At 65.6% G+C, this 12,951-nt stretch carries 13 protein-coding genes; 7 read left to right on the top strand and 6 right to left on the bottom strand.

What is annotated here, in order from left to right:
- Positions 1-3 precede the first annotated feature (3 nt).
- From ACP159_RS08395 to coxB, 6 genes are all read right to left on the bottom strand, one after another.
- Positions 4-675, bottom strand: coding sequence for an SURF1 family protein (locus ACP159_RS08395; RefSeq protein ID WP_425099223.1), 672 nt, complete (start codon positions 673-675; stop codon positions 4-6).
- A 140-nt stretch (positions 676-815) separates the two neighbouring features.
- Positions 816-1,622 carry a cytochrome c oxidase subunit 3 gene (locus tag ACP159_RS08390; RefSeq protein ID WP_425099222.1) on the bottom strand — a complete coding sequence of 269 codons (807 nt, stop codon included), beginning with the start codon at positions 1,620-1,622 and terminating at the stop codon, positions 816-818.
- Positions 1,623-1,641: 19 nt separating this feature from the next.
- Positions 1,642-2,226 carry a cytochrome c oxidase assembly protein gene (locus tag ACP159_RS08385; RefSeq protein ID WP_425099221.1) on the bottom strand — a complete coding sequence of 195 codons (585 nt, stop codon included), beginning with the start codon at positions 2,224-2,226 and terminating at the stop codon, positions 1,642-1,644.
- A complete protein-coding gene (locus ACP159_RS08380; protein WP_425099220.1) occupies positions 2,216-2,383 on the bottom strand; it encodes a hypothetical protein in 168 nt (55 codons plus the stop codon). The genes ACP159_RS08385 and ACP159_RS08380 overlap by 11 nt, the downstream gene beginning before the upstream one ends.
- Positions 2,380-3,315 carry a heme o synthase gene (gene cyoE, locus ACP159_RS08375; protein ID WP_425099219.1) on the bottom strand — a complete coding sequence of 312 codons (936 nt, stop codon included), beginning with the start codon at positions 3,313-3,315 and terminating at the stop codon, positions 2,380-2,382. Before cyoE ends, ACP159_RS08380 begins: the two co-directional genes overlap by 4 nt.
- 103 nt (positions 3,316-3,418) lie before the next feature.
- Complete coding sequence (coxB, locus tag ACP159_RS08370; RefSeq protein ID WP_425099218.1) at positions 3,419-4,321, bottom strand: cytochrome c oxidase subunit II; 903 nt, start codon at positions 4,319-4,321, stop codon at positions 3,419-3,421.
- Between the two features lie 193 nt (positions 4,322-4,514).
- Here coxB and tldD point away from each other — a divergent pair, with 193 nt between their 5' ends.
- The 7 genes from tldD (at position 4,515) to ACP159_RS08335 (ending at position 12,730) form a co-directional block, all read left to right on the top strand.
- The gene (tldD, locus tag ACP159_RS08365) at positions 4,515-5,936 is read left to right on the top strand and encodes a metalloprotease TldD (protein ID WP_425099217.1); all 1,422 of its coding nucleotides are present in this window, start codon (positions 4,515-4,517) and stop codon (positions 5,934-5,936) included.
- Complete coding sequence (locus tag ACP159_RS08360; protein WP_425099216.1) at positions 5,929-6,360, top strand: hypothetical protein; 432 nt, start codon at positions 5,929-5,931, stop codon at positions 6,358-6,360. The genes tldD and ACP159_RS08360 overlap by 8 nt, the downstream gene beginning before the upstream one ends.
- 163 nt (positions 6,361-6,523) lie before the next feature.
- Positions 6,524-7,738, top strand: coding sequence for a DNA-processing protein DprA (gene dprA, locus ACP159_RS08355; RefSeq protein ID WP_425099215.1), 1,215 nt, complete (start codon positions 6,524-6,526; stop codon positions 7,736-7,738).
- 120 nt (positions 7,739-7,858) lie between these two features.
- Entirely contained in the window at positions 7,859-10,552 is a 2,694-nt protein-coding gene (gene topA / locus ACP159_RS08350; RefSeq protein WP_425099214.1) for a type I DNA topoisomerase, read from the top strand.
- A gap of 125 nt (positions 10,553-10,677) precedes the next feature.
- Entirely contained in the window at positions 10,678-11,241 is a 564-nt protein-coding gene (locus tag ACP159_RS08345; RefSeq protein ID WP_425099213.1) for a L,D-transpeptidase, read from the top strand.
- A 159-nt stretch (positions 11,242-11,400) separates the two neighbouring features.
- On the top strand, positions 11,401-12,105 hold the full coding sequence (locus tag ACP159_RS08340) for a CoA transferase subunit A (RefSeq protein WP_425099212.1): 705 nt from the start codon (positions 11,401-11,403) through the stop codon (positions 12,103-12,105).
- A 1-nt stretch (position 12,106) separates the two neighbouring features.
- Positions 12,107-12,730, top strand: a complete 624-nt coding sequence (locus ACP159_RS08335; protein ID WP_425099211.1) for a 3-oxoacid CoA-transferase subunit B — start codon at positions 12,107-12,109, stop codon at positions 12,728-12,730.
- Positions 12,731-12,951: the final 221 nt, after the last annotated feature.

The raw sequence follows: 12,951 nt of genomic DNA, 5'->3' as shown, positions 1-12,951 counted from the left end.
CGGTCAGTCTTCCTTGCTGCGGCGCCGGATCAGCGCGGCGGTCATGATGAGCCACACCACGGCGAGGGAATACCAGGTGATGGCGTATTGCAGATGGTCGTTGGGAATACCGGCGGTATCGACCGGCATCAAGGTCAGGCCCGGGTCGGGCGGCGTGATCTGGCGGGCGATGACGAGCAGCGGCTCGGTCTTGAGCGCCTCCGCCATGGCGCCGATGTCGCGGGCGAACCAGGTGTTCTTGGCCACGTCATTGTCGGGGGTCGAGGAATTGCGGTCGTCGGGCCAGTGCAGGTTGCCCTGCACGGTAACGGGCTCGGCCCGCGCGGGGGCTTGCTTGCGGTCCACGGGGGTGAAGCCGCGATCCAGCAGAATGGTGCGGCCGTCCTCGGTGGTGAACGGGGAAATGACGCGCCAGCCTGCGCCAAGCTGCTTGGCGGAGACAAGCACGAAGAGGGCCTCCTCGCCGATGCTGCCGGAGAGGGCGACGGGCTGGTATTTCTGCTCGGCGGGCGAGACCATGTCCGGTAGGGGCTGCGGTGCGCCGCCGATCCGGCTCTCGATCTCGGAGAGGATTCCGCGCTTCCACTCCAGCCGCTGCAGTTGCCAGGTGCCGAGGCCGACGAGGATCGCGGCGCCGATGAGGCCGAAGAGCAGGGGGGGAAGGATGCGTTTCACGTCGGGTCTCACAAGAAGAAAGGCGCAGTCCCGGGACTGCGCCTTTGCTTTTTTCATTGTCGCCCGCCGGGTTCAACCTCTGATGCGCGGTGCGGGGCAAAGCCCCGCCCTACGGGAGTGTTGCGCCGGAGGCCGCCGGGTCAACCGCCCCAGATGTAGACGGCGGCGAAGAGGAACAGCCAGACCACGTCCACGAAGTGCCAGTACCAGGCCGCCGCCTCGAAGCCGATGTGTGATTCCGGGGTGAAGTGACCCGCGTAGACCCGCATCAGGCAGATGAAGAGGAAGATGGTCCCGACCAGCACGTGGAAGCCGTGGAAGCCCGTCGCCATGAAGAAGTTCGCGCCGTAGATATTGCCGGCAAAGCCGAAGGCGGCGTGGCTGTACTCGTAGACCTGGAACACGGTGAACAGCGCGCCGAGGGCAATCGCGAGGATCAGGCCCCACTTCATGTCCTGGCGGTTGTTGTCGTGCACGAGAGCGTGGTGCGCCCAGGTGGCGGCCGCGCCGGAGCAGAGCAGGATCAGCGTGTTGATCAGCGGCAGGTGGAACGGATCGAAGGTCTCGATCCCCGCCGGCGGCCAGGGGCCGTCGATCGCCGGCGACATGCCGTTCGGGTCCATCGGGTACATGGCGTGCTTGAAGAAAGACCAGAACCACGCGAAGAAGAACATCACCTCGGACATGATGAACAGGATGAAGCCGTAGCGCAGGCCGATCTGCACGACGGGGGTGTGATCGCCCGCCTTGTTCTCCGCCACGGTCTCCGACCACCAGCCGAACATGACGTAGAGCACGCCGACGAGGCCGATCAGCAGGATCCAGGGACCGTGGTCATGGAAATACCGCACCGCGCCGAAGAGCATGATGAACCCGGCCACCGCCCCGGCGAGGGGCCAGATGGAGGGGTTCAGGATGTGATAGTCGTGGTTTTTTTCATGCGCCATCGTCAGTCCTCGTTAGGCGTTAATTTACGGACGCTTGCGCGTCGTCGTCGGAGGCAAGAGCGGCCTGCGCGTCTTCGGGCAGGTCGATCTCGTAGAAGGTGTAGCTGAGCGTGATCGCCTTGATGAACTTCGCATCGGCATCGTCGACGATCGAAGGATCGACGAAGAACACTACCGGCATCTCCACCCGTTCGCCGGGCTGGAGCACCTGCTCGGTGAAGCAGAAACACTCGATCTTGCTGAAATAGCCGCCCGCGTCGAACGGGGCGACGTTGTAGGTGGCCTGCCCGGCAACGGGGTGGTCGGTGGGGTTGTAGGCCTCGTAGAAGGCCATGCCCTCCTCGCCGATGCGCAGGGTCATCTCGCGCTGCATGGGTTTGAACTCCCATGGCATCGAGGGTTCCTTGGATGCATCGAAGCGGACCTTGATGGTCTTATCGAGGATCACGTCGCTGGCCTGTTCGGACACGCCGGTGACGCCGCCGAAACCGGTCACGGCGCAGAACCAGCTGTAGAAGGGCACCGAGGCCCAGGCGAGGCCGCCCATGACGGCGACGACGCCGACCAGTTGCAGGACGGTCTTGTTCTTTGGATCAATTGCCATTCTGCACCTCTTGCGGTTGCATCTGGTAATCGCCGCGCGTGACCTTGACCACGGTCATGCCGAAGAAGATGGCCACGAGTGCCGCAAGGGTCAGGCCGACCCCGAGATTGCGGCTGAAGCGGCGGCTGTGGATCTCGTGCTGCTTGCTCAGGCTCATGCGAAGACCCCGAGCTTGTCGATGCCGGCCTCGATCAGGATCGCGCCGAACAGGGCGAAGAGATAGAGCAGGGAGAGCTTGAAGAAGCTTTTCTCGACCTTGAAGTTGTCCGCCTCGGCGGCGTCCTCGTCCCGGCGCCAGATCGCCCACGCGCCCTTGAGGAACAGTGCGTTCAGCACCACGGACACGGCAAGGTACACCGGCCCGCCGACCTGCGTGAAGCCGAGCGCCATGGCGAAGGCGGCGAGCAGGATGGTGTAGACAAGGATATGGGTGCGGGTCGCGCGGCGGCCGTGGGTGACGGTCAGCATCGGCACGGTGGCGTTGTCGTAATCCATGCGGACAAACAGCGCGAGGGCCCAGAAATGCGGCGGCGTCCAGAGGAAGGTCAGGCAGAACATCAGGACGGACGCGGTGGAAATGTCGCCGGTGGCGGCAGCCCAGCCGATCATCGGGGGGAAGGCCCCGGCGGCACCGCCGATGACGATGTTCTGCGGCGTCAGGCGCTTGAGCCACATCGTGTAGATCACGACGTAGAAGAAGATGGTGAAGGCCAGAAGGCCGCCGGCCAGCCAATTGGTGGCAAGGCCGAGGAAGACGCAGGCGAAGACGGAGAGCGTCAGGCCGATGGCGAAGGCTTCCTCGCGGGTGACTTTGCCGGCGGGAATCGGGCGCTTCATCGTGCGCTTCATCACCGCGTCGATGTCGGCATCGTACCACATGTTCAGCGCACCGGAGGCGCCGCCGCCCAAGGCGATGAACAGGATCGCGACAAAGCCGATGAAGGGGTGCACGGGCACCGGGGCGGCAAGCAGGCCGACGAAGGCGGTAAAGACCACCAGCGTCATCACGCGCGGCTTCAGCAGGGCGAAGTAATCGCCGAACTGCGCTTCGCCTTCGATGGGCCGGCTGTCAAAGCTTGCGTCGCTCATGGCACTCCCCTGGGGGTTCTCGGGTCTTCTGGTCGGGCGAAGCCGCGCCCGGGCGGGCGCAGCTCGTGGTCTGTGGCGGCGCAGCGGGCGCCGCCGGTCAGGCTCAGTTCGTCAGGACTTCGCGCACGTCGGTGTAGTCACCTTCCTCGACGGAGCGGGCCAGCCAAGCCTCATAGGCGGCTTCGCTGACGACCTTGACGGTGATCGGCATGTAGGCGTGATCCTTGCCGCAGAGCTCCGAGCACTGGCCGAAATAGACGCCTTCGCGCTCCGGCTTGAACCACAGTTCGGCGAGGCGGCCGGGAACCGCGTCCTGCTTTACGCCGAAGGCCGGGATGGTCCAGGAGTGGATCACGTCGGCGCCGGTGATCTGCATGACGATGGTCTTGCCCACCGGAATGACCACGGCGGTGTTGGTGGCGAGCAGGAAGTCGTCCTTGGAGTAGCCGGCGCGCTCGAGGCGGGCTGTCATGGCATCGGAGCGGACGAAGTCCTGCGCCCCGGCGGCGTAATCCTGGTCTTCCATGGTGGCCGGGTGGCCGATCATGTAGCTGTCATAGGCCAGATCGGTGCCGACGTATTCATAGCCCCAGTACCACTGGTAGCCGGTCGCCTTGATGACGATGTCACCTTCGGGGATTTCCTGCTGCTTGAAGAGCACGGGCAGGGAGAAGGCACCGATGAACACGAGGATCACGATCGGGCCGAGGGTCCAGGCGATCTCGATCGGGGTGTTGTGGGTGAAGGTGCGCGGCGTCTTGTTGGCACGCTCGTTGAAGCGGATGTAGGCAACCGCCAGAAGGACAACGACGAAGATGCAGATCGCGGTGATGATGAACAGCAGCAGGCCATCGAGCCAGTGCAGGTCACGGGCCAGCTCGGTGGCGGCCGGCTGGAAGCCGAAGGTCGCGTCGGCCGGGTGACCCACAACGGGAAGATCCTGCGCCAGGGCTGGCGCGGCGATGAAGGCTGTGGCGAGGCCGGTCAGCATCGATTTGAGTTTCATGTGTCACCCTGATCGGTTGTACGTCTGTCAGTATTTCGTGGCGGCGGGAGAGGGGGTAGCATCGAGCCAGAGACTCAGAATCCGCGCATCCCATTGCGTATCCCGGGCTTAAAACCATATTTTGCCCCACCGTTAAAGACAAACTCTTGCGGCAAAGCGCCGCTTTTTTGATCTGGATCAAACCGAGGACCCCATGACCGATGCCCCCTTCCGCCCGTTCGAGACCCACCTGGACCTTGACGAGGCCACGTCCATCCTGCGTCAGGCGCTTGCCGGGGCGGAGGATGGCGAGTTGTTCCTGGAGCGGCGGCGGTCGGAGGCGCTGGTGCTGGACGACGGTCGAATCAAGACCGCGAGCTACGATGCCTCCGAGGGATTCGGTCTGCGGGCCGTGAAGGGCGAGGTCGCCGGGTACGCCCATGCCACGGAGATCAGCGAAAGCGCCTTGCGGCGGGCGTCGGAGACGGCGCGGCTGGCGGTGGGCGATGGCGGCGGCGTGATGGCTCCGCCCCCGGCCGGCACCAACCGCACACTTTACACGGATGCCGATCCGATTGCCGGGGCTGCCTTCCCCGTGAAGGTCGAGACGCTGCGCGAGATCGACGCCTTCCTGCGCGATCTCGACCCGCGTGTTGTGCAGGTGACGGCCTCGATTGCGGCGAGTTTGCAGGAGGTGGCGATCCTGCGGCCCGAGGGCGGTCTCGTCACGGACGTGCGTCCGATGACCCGGGTCAACGTGAGCGTCATCGTCGAGCAGGACGGCCGCCGCGAGAGCGGCTCCGCCGGGGGCGGCGGGCGCACCACGCTGGACGGGCTGTTGCAACCGCAGGACTGGCAGTCGAAGGCCCGCGAGGCGCTGCGCATCGCGCTGGTCAACCTTGAAGCGGAGGCTGCGCCGGCGGGCGTCATGGACATCGTGCTCGGGCCGGGCTGGCCGGGTATCCTGTTGCACGAGGCCATCGGGCACGGTCTGGAAGGCGACTTCAACCGCAAGGGGTCGTCGGCTTTCGCCGGGCTGATGGGGCAGCAGATCGCGTCCAAAGGCGTGACGGTGCTGGACGATGGCACCATCCCGGACCGGCGCGGGTCCATCACCGTGGATGACGAGGGCACGCCCTCGGGCAAGAACGTGCTGATCGAGGACGGCAAACTGGTCGGCTACATGCAGGACCGCCAGAACGCCCGCCTGATGGGCGTGCAGCCCACCGGCAACGGCCGCCGTGAGAGCTACGCGCATATCCCGATGCCGCGCATGACGAATACCTACATGCTGGGCGGCGACGCCGATCCGCAGGACATCGTCGCCGATCTCAAGGACGGCATCTGGGCTGTGGGCTTCGGCGGCGGGCAGGTGGACATCACCAACGGCAAGTTCGTGTTCAGCTGCACCGAGGCCTACCGCGTGAAGAACGGCAAGGTCGGCGCGCCGGTGAAGGGTGCCACGCTGATCGGCGATGGCGCCACGGCGCTGCAGCAGATCCGGGCGCTCGGGAATGACATGGCGCTCGATCCGGGCATGGGCAACTGCGGCAAGCAGGGGCAATGGGTCCCGGTGGGCGTGGGCCAGCCGACCGTGATGATCGGCGGGCTGACGGTGGGGGGCTCGGGTGTCTGACACCGGCTGGCGGCCGGTCAGGACGCGCTACCTGACCGCGCCGCGCCTTGGGCAACATGTGGTCTCCGTGCTGCTGGCCATGGTGGCCATGCCGGTTTTCGGCGGGATGCTCTGGCTGGTCGGGGCCGCGACGAAGGCGTCGCTGCCCTCTGTGGGGGCGGCGATCGAATCCGTCGGGGTCATCGTGCTCTATTCCTTCGCCATCAGCTGGCTGGGCCACCTGCCGTTGGCGGTGGTGCTGCACCGGATGCTGCGGGGCGGGCAGGGGGGATGGCTCGTCGCGCTGGTCGCATCGGCCCTGATCGGGGCGTTCTGGGCTCAGGTGTTGCACCTGCCGATCATCCTGCCCTTCGCCATCGTCGGCGGCATGCTGCAGGCGTGGCTGCTGCGCCGTGCGGTGCTGGCCCGCGCCAGCCTGGCCTGACAGGGCATCCTCCGGGCCTGCTGGCCCCCGGATCAACCGATACTCAAGATAATATCGCACATTTTCAATGCGTTGATTTTTTTCCGACAAATTGCTCGTTGCGGTTTACCTTTGGTTAACCGGACTCGCGCTAAATCTGTGCCTGCAAGTTGACGGAGCCGGGATGTTCGAAGACAATCACTCTTCCACTCACCCCCCACTCCCACCCACCACGGAAGACGATCGGGTGTCCTGGCTCCGTCTCTTGCGCTCACGCCGGGTTGGCGTGGCAACCTTCTGGCGATTGATGGCTGAACATGGCACCGCATCGGCGGCGCTCGAGGCCCTTCCCGAGGTGGCCCGCGCGGCGGGTGTCACCGATTACCAGACCTGTCCCGAGTCCGTTGTCCTCTCCGAAATGAAGGCCGCGCAGCAGCGTGGGGCGCGGATGCTCTGCGCGGGCGATCCGCTGTATCCGCCGGACCTGCGCGACATTTCCGATGCGCCGCCGATCCTGTGGATGATCGGCGAGCCCACGGTGCTGACCCGTCCGATGGTTGCCGTCGTCGGCGCACGCAATGCCTCCTCGCTCGGGCTGCGCATGGCGCGGGGACTGGCGGAGGAGTTGTCGGAGGCGGGTCTCGTCGTGGTCTCGGGCCTTGCCCGGGGCATCGACACGGCGGCGCATGTGGCCGCGCTGCGCGGCGGCACGGTGGCGGTGCTGGCTGGCGGCGTCGACATTCTCTACCCGTCCGAGAACACCCAGTTGGCGGAGCAGATCGTCGCGTGTGGCGGTGCCCGGGTCAGCGAGATGCCCATGGGCATGCAGCCGGTCGCCCGGCATTTCCCGATGCGCAACCGCATCATCTCCGGCATGGCGCAGGCGGTGGTGGTGGTCGAGGCGGCGGCGAAGTCCGGCTCGCTGATCACCGCCCGCGACGCGCTGGACCAGGGACGCGACGTGCTGGCCGTTCCGGGCCACCCGCTCGACGCCCGCGCCGCCGGGTGCAACATGCTGATCCGCGACGGGGCCAGGCTGGTGCGCTCCGCAACAGACGTGCTCGAGGCGCTGCCGGACCGCGCGGCGCCGGGGCTGCCGCCGCAACTGGACCTGCCTTTGCCTCAGGTGCCTGTCGCTCCGCAAAAACCGACGCGCAACTTGCAGGATACCGCCCGCCTGCATTCGGAAATCCTCGCCCGGCTCGGCCCTTCGCCGGTGGCGGAGGATCAGCTTGTCCGGGACATCGGGGCACCCTCCGGTGCGCTCGCTCCGGTGCTGACGGACCTTGAACTCGATGGCCGGATCGAACGGCAGCCGGGTGGTCTGCTCTCCCTGGTCGTGGGTCGCGAGGCGGGGCAAATCGCCGCGCGGCAAGGCTCTGGAAAGGCGAAGGCTTAGCCTCTGCAAGGCCCCGCAGCCGGACCCGCCGATTGACATTTCCCCCTTGCGCCCCACATGCCTGAACGCCATACGCTGGCCGCCAAGAGCCGGAATTTGATGTAAGAGGTTATCGAATCCATGCCCGTCGTTGTCGTCGAGTCGCCTGCCAAAGCCAAGACAATCAACAAATATCTGGGATCCGACTACACGGTTCTGGCGTCCTACGGGCATGTGCGCGACCTTCCGGCCAAGAACGGCTCCGTCGACACCGAGGCCGATTTTGCCATGACCTGGGAGATCGGAAACGACTCGAAGAAGCATGTGGCGGCCATCGCGGAGGCGCTGAAGAGTGACGACGAACTTATCCTCGCCACCGACCCCGATCGCGAAGGGGAGGCGATTTCCTGGCACCTCAAGGAAGCCCTGACCAAGCGCCGCTCGATCAAGAAGACAACGCAGGTCAGCCGCGTGACCTTCAACGCCATCACCAAGAAGGCCGTGACCGAGGCCATGGCCAACCCGCGCGACATCGACGCGCCGTTGGTGGAGGCCTATCTCGCCCGCCGGGCGCTCGACTATCTCGTGGGCTTCAACCTCTCGCCGGTGCTCTGGCGCAAGCTGCCGGGCGCACGGTCGGCGGGACGGGTGCAGTCCGTCTGCCTGCGGCTTATCGTCGAGCGCGAGACCGAGATCGAGGCCTTCCGCGCCCGTGAATACTGGCAGGTGAAGGCGCAGCTGCTGACGCCGCGCGGCCAGTCCTACGAGGCGCGGCTGGTGACTTTGGCGGGCAAGAAGCTCGACCGCTTCGACCTCGCCAATGCCACGGACGCGGAGATGGCGGTCAGCGCCATCGAGAAGCGGGCGCTGAAGATTGCCTCCGTCGAGGCCAAGCCCGCGAGCCGCAACCCTTCCGCGCCCTTCATGACCTCGACGCTCCAGCAGGAGGCCAGCCGCAAGTTCGGCATGGGTGCCCGCCAGTGCATGAACGCCGCGCAGCGGCTCTACGAGGCGGGTCACATCACCTACATGCGGACCGACGGCATCGACATGGCGCCCGAGGCCGTGACCGCCTGCCGCGATGCGATCAAGGACCGGTTCGGCGCGAATTACGTGCCCAAAGAGCCGCGGATCTACAAGAACAAGGCCAAGAACGCGCAGGAAGCGCACGAGTGCATCCGCCCGACCGACATGACGAAGGACGCGGCGGAGCTGAAGCTCAAGGACGAGGACCAGCGCCGCCTGTACGACCTGATCTGGAAGCGCACGCTGGCCTGCCAGATGGAAGGCGCGCGTCTGGAGCGGACTACCGTGGAAATCGAGAGCGACGACAAGCAGGTCGGCCTGCGGGCCACCGGGCAGGTCGTGGTCTTCGACGGCTTCCTGAAGGTCTACGAGGAAGGCCGCGACGAGCCGACCGAGGATGGCGACGACGGCCGCCTGCCGCAGATCATGCAGGGGGAACCCGCGAAGTTCGACGGCGGCGCGTTGGAGGCGGCTTTCGACAAGGCCGGCGAGAAGGGTGAGTCCGTCGTCGAGGACACGGACACGCGGGGCATGCAACGGAACGGGGCTGCCGTGCTGGCGAAGAACGGCGCGGTGCTGGCGCTGCAGAGTTTCACCCAGCCGCCGCCGCGCTACACCGAGGCGACGCTGGTCAAGAAGATGGAAGAGCTGGGCATCGGCCGCCCCTCGACTTACGCCAGCGTGATCACCACGATCCAGGACCGCGAATATGTCCGCAAGGAGCAGAACCGCCTGTTCCCCGAGGACAAGGGCCGGATCGTGACGATCTTCCTGCTCAATTTCTTCAAGCGCTACGTGGAATACGACTTCACCGCCGCGCTGGAGGATGAACTCGACCAGGTGTCGAACGGCGAGGAGGATTACAAGGATCTTCTGGCCAAGTTCTGGCGCGATTTCAGTGCCGCCATCGCCGAGACCTCGGACCTGCGCATCGCGGAAGTGCTTGATATTCTGGACGAGGCGCTCGCACCGCAGCTTTATCCTCCGCGCGAGGATGGCAGCGATCCGCGCATCTGCCCGAAGTGCGGCAAGGGTCAGTTGCACCTGAAGACTTCCCGCTCCGGCGGGTTCGTCGGCTGTGGCAATTACCCTGAGTGCACCTATACCCGCCCCATTACCGGCGAGGGCACCGAGGCGGAAGAGAAGCTGCTCGGCACCGACAACGGCGACGAAATCTGGCTCAAGACCGGGCGTTTCGGTCCCTACCTGCAGCGCGGCGAGGTGCATCCGGCGTCGAAGGAAAAGCCAGCGCGGGCCAATCTGCCGAAGGACCGGGCGAAGAAATTCCTGCCGGGCTGGGGTCCGGAGGACATCACGCTGGAGAAGGCGGTCACGCTGCTGACCCTGCCGCGCGTGATCGGCCTGCATCCGGACGGCGGCGAGATCAAGGCGGCCCTCGGCCCATTTGGCCCCTACATCGTCCACCAGTTGCCCGACGAGGACAAACCGACCTACGTCAATCTCAAGGAACTCATCGAGGTCTTCGAGATCGGCATGAACCATGCGGTGGAACTGCTGGCGGAGAAGCGGGCGAACCCCGGCGCCGGACGGCGCGGCAGCGCGGCGAAGGCCCTGCGCGAGCTGGGCGAGCACCCGGACGGCGGCAAGATCGCCATCTTCGAAGGCCGCTACGGCCCCTACGCCAAGTGGGAGAAGGTCAACGCGACCCTTCCCGACGATGTTGATCCGGCCAAGCTGACGCTTGAGCAGGCCATCGAGATCGTCAACGAAAAGGCGAAGAAGGGCGGCAAGAAGAAGCCCGCCAAGAAGGCAGCGCCGAAGAAATCCGCGGCCAAGGCGAAGAAATAGGGCGCCGCACGGCGCCTTTCCGCCACTCCGCGCGGTCGTTACATCCGGTAAACCGTATGTGATTTTTGTTTGCTGATGGCATGTGTTTGGGTCCGCCCGACACGGCGACAGCAGAGGATCACACCATGAGCCAGACGACACTTTCCCGACGCGGCCTCATCGCAGGCGCGGGCGTTGCGCTTTTCACCCCCGCCATCGCTCGCGCACAGGCGGCGGAGCCGATCATCCGCCGCAATGTCTCCAGCTTCCTGAGCCAGGACTGGCGCGACCATTTCGACAGTCTCGGCGTCGGCTGCATCGTCTGTGACACCGGCAGCCGGGCGCTGCACTACTGGTCCGCGGATGGCAGCGACTACCGCGTCTATCCGACCTCCGTGCCGAAGACCGACGAGTTGACCCGCCGCGGCTACACCCAGATCGTGCGCAAGCAGGTCGGCCCGACCTGGACCCCGACGGCCAGCCAGATGGAGCGTTTCCCGGACTGGCACCCGGTCGAGGGCGGCGCCCCCGACAATCCGCTCGGCACCCATGCCATGTATCTCGACTGGCCCGCCTACCTGATCCACGGCACCCATGACACCCGCAAGATCGGGCGTCCCTCATCGGACGGCTGCATCGGTCTCTACAACGAGAAGATCGCGGAACTCTACGCCATCACCGAGATTGGCACGCAGGTCCGGATGATCTGAACCTGTCGAACCCGCTCGACCAAAGCCGCGCCGATCCGCGCGGCTTTTTTTGGAGGGCGGCGGTCATGTTAACGCCCAAAGGGGTCTGGGGCGACATTGACTCTCCTCTGCTCCGCAGCGAAAACTCCCCGCAAGTCAGGAACTCAGAGGAGTGATCCCATGAAAAAGGTTTACGGCTCGGCGAAGGAGGCCCTCGACGGGATCCTCTTCGACGGCATGCTGATCGCGTCGGGGGGCTTTGGCCTCTGCGGTATTCCGGAACTGCTGATCGACGCGCTGGTTGAGAGCGGCGTCAAGGATCTGACCGTTGCCTCCAACAACGCCGGCGTCGACGGGTTCGGTCTGGGCAAGCTGCTCGACACCCGCCAGATCAAGAAGATGATGTCCTCCTACGTGGGCGAGAACGCCGAATTCATGCGCCAGTACCTCTCGGGCGAGCTGGAGCTGGAGTTCAACCCGCAGGGAACGCTGGCCGAGCGCATGCGCGCCGGTGGTGCGGGCATCCCCGGTTTCTACACCAAGACCGGCGTCGGCACGGTGATCGCCGAGGGCAAGGAAGTGAAGAGCTGGAACGGTCAGGATTACATCCTCGAAGAGGGTATCTTCGCCGACCTCAGCATCGTGAAGGCCTGGAAGGCCGATGACACCGGCAACCTCGTGTTCCGCAAGACCGCCCGCAACTTCAACCCGCCCGCCGCCATGTGCGGCAAGATCTGCGTGGCGGAGGTCGAGGAGATCGTCCCGCGCGGCTCGCTGGACCCGGACCTGATCCATCTGCCGGGCATCTACGTGCACCGCCTGATTCAGGGCGAACACGAAAAGCGGATTGAACAGCGGACCGTCCGCAAGCGGGAGGAAGCGTAACATGGCATGGGATCGCAACCAGATGGCGGCGCGGGCCGCCCAGGAACTCGAAGACGGCATGTACGTGAACCTCGGCATCGGCATCCCGACGCTGGTGGCCAACTATGTCGGTGACAAGGACATCACCTTGCAGTCCGAGAACGGCATGCTCGGCATGGGGCCGTTCCCCTTCGAGGGCGAAGAGGACCCGGACCTGATCAACGCGGGCAAGCAGACGATCACGGAGCTCTCCCGCACCTCCTATTTCGACAGCGCCATGTCTTTCGGCATGATCCGCGGCGGCAAGATCGCGGCGGCCATCCTTGGGGCCATGGAAGTGGCCGAGAACGGTGACCTGGCGAACTGGATGATCCCGGGCAAGCTGGTGAAGGGCATGGGCGGCGCGATGGACCTCGTCGCGGGCGTTGGCCGCGTGGTCGTGGTCATGGACCACACCAACAAGCACGGCGAGTCGAAGGTGCTGAAGGAATGCACCCTGCCGCTGACCGGCAAGGGCGTGGTCAACCGCATCATCACCAACCTCGGCGTGCTCGACGTGGTCGAAGGCGGCCTCAGGATCGTCGAATGTGCCGACGGCGTCACCGAGGACGAGCTGCGCGCCGCAACCGAGGCGACCATCGTCTGAGCCTCTGAACCAAGACCGAAGAAAGCGCCCCGGTCCGCCAGACCCGGGGCGCTTTTCTTTTCCAGGCCCTCTGCTTCTTTGGTCCTCAAATACCCTCGGGGTAGGCTCGAAGAGCCGTAGGGGCAGCGCCCCTGCTGGCGCTTCCGCAGGAAGCGCCACCCGGTCGGGGGGGGGGGCGCCCGGACCCCCAACCCCCCCACCCCCCCCGGCGCGCCCCACCC

The organism is Tropicibacter sp. S64, from assembly GCF_049803835.1.
Classification (GTDB): Bacteria; Pseudomonadota; Alphaproteobacteria; order Rhodobacterales; family Rhodobacteraceae; genus Pacificoceanicola.
Note: the sequence above shows the minus strand (reverse complement) of the source record. Positions and strands in the feature narration are given on the sequence as shown.

Bases quoted from the DNA above. Each gene is read 5' to 3' on its own strand.
- ACP159_RS08390 (WP_425099222.1), bottom strand. From the start codon at position 1,622: ATGGCGCATGAAAAAAACCACGACTATCACATCCTGAACCCCTCCATC.
- ACP159_RS08385 (WP_425099221.1), bottom strand. From the start codon at position 2,226: ATGGCAATTGATCCAAAGAACAAGACCGTCCTGCAACTGGTCGGCGTC.
- ACP159_RS08380 (WP_425099220.1), bottom strand. From the start codon at position 2,383: ATGAGCCTGAGCAAGCAGCACGAGATCCACAGCCGCCGCTTCAGCCGC.
- cyoE (WP_425099219.1), bottom strand. From the start codon at position 3,315: ATGAGCGACGCAAGCTTTGACAGCCGGCCCATCGAAGGCGAAGCGCAG.
- coxB (WP_425099218.1), bottom strand. From the start codon at position 4,321: ATGAAACTCAAATCGATGCTGACCGGCCTCGCCACAGCCTTCATCGCC.
- tldD (WP_425099217.1), top strand. From the start codon at position 4,515: ATGACCGATGCCCCCTTCCGCCCGTTCGAGACCCACCTGGACCTTGAC.
- dprA (WP_425099215.1), top strand. From the start codon at position 6,524: ATGTTCGAAGACAATCACTCTTCCACTCACCCCCCACTCCCACCCACC.
- topA (WP_425099214.1), top strand. From the start codon at position 7,859: ATGCCCGTCGTTGTCGTCGAGTCGCCTGCCAAAGCCAAGACAATCAAC.
- ACP159_RS08345 (WP_425099213.1), top strand. From the start codon at position 10,678: ATGAGCCAGACGACACTTTCCCGACGCGGCCTCATCGCAGGCGCGGGC.
- ACP159_RS08340 (WP_425099212.1), top strand. From the start codon at position 11,401: ATGAAAAAGGTTTACGGCTCGGCGAAGGAGGCCCTCGACGGGATCCTC.
- ACP159_RS08335 (WP_425099211.1), top strand. From the start codon at position 12,107: ATGGCATGGGATCGCAACCAGATGGCGGCGCGGGCCGCCCAGGAACTC.